This is a genomic window from Pseudarthrobacter sp. 05T312, from assembly GCF_056396685.1.
Genome location: NZ_JBFTLY010000060.1, coordinates 1 through 429, shown reverse-complemented (window position 1 = coordinate 429; position 429 = coordinate 1). Strand labels below are relative to the sequence as shown.

Genomic DNA, 429 nt, shown 5'->3' with positions numbered 1-429 from the left:
GGGCCAGGAGGCGGAAACGCCTGCGCAATGGAACGCCTTCATGCGCAAGTACAAGTCCGAGATGGCCGAGGCCGATGCGAGCCGCAGCATCGACCTGCTGGCCGCCCTGTCGCACACCGCGGCGTTTTCGGTGGGCTGCTACTGCGAGGACGAGTCGCGCTGCCACCGCTCGCTGCTGCGCGGCCTGCTGGCCGAGCGCGGGGCGGACATCGCGAACTGATCCGTTCAGACCGGCGGCAGGGCCACGAAGGCCGGCAGCCTTTCCGCAGCGGCGGCAAAGGCCGCGAGCGACGGGCAGTCGGCCGGCGCGACCAGTTCGGGAAGCATCATCTGCGTGAAGCCCCATGCCACGGCGCTGGTCAGGCCCGCCTGCCCAAGGGCGGCTTCATCGGCCACCGGCGGCAGCCTGGAAATCTCGGCCTCAAGCCC

2 protein-coding genes are annotated in these 429 nt (G+C 70.6%); one reads left to right on the top strand and one right to left on the bottom strand.

Annotation, left to right across the window (positions count from 1 at the left end; genetic code table 11):
• A partial coding sequence (locus AC1DIP_RS22300) for a DUF488 family protein, N3 subclade (RefSeq protein ID WP_477735127.1) occupies positions 1-220 on the top strand: 220 nt, incomplete at its 5' end.
• Positions 221-225: 5 nt separating this feature from the next.
• Here the strand turns inward: AC1DIP_RS22300 and AC1DIP_RS22295 are convergent.
• Positions 226-429: glutathione S-transferase family protein (locus AC1DIP_RS22295; RefSeq protein WP_477735126.1), on the bottom strand; the 204-nt coding region annotated here is incomplete at its 5' end.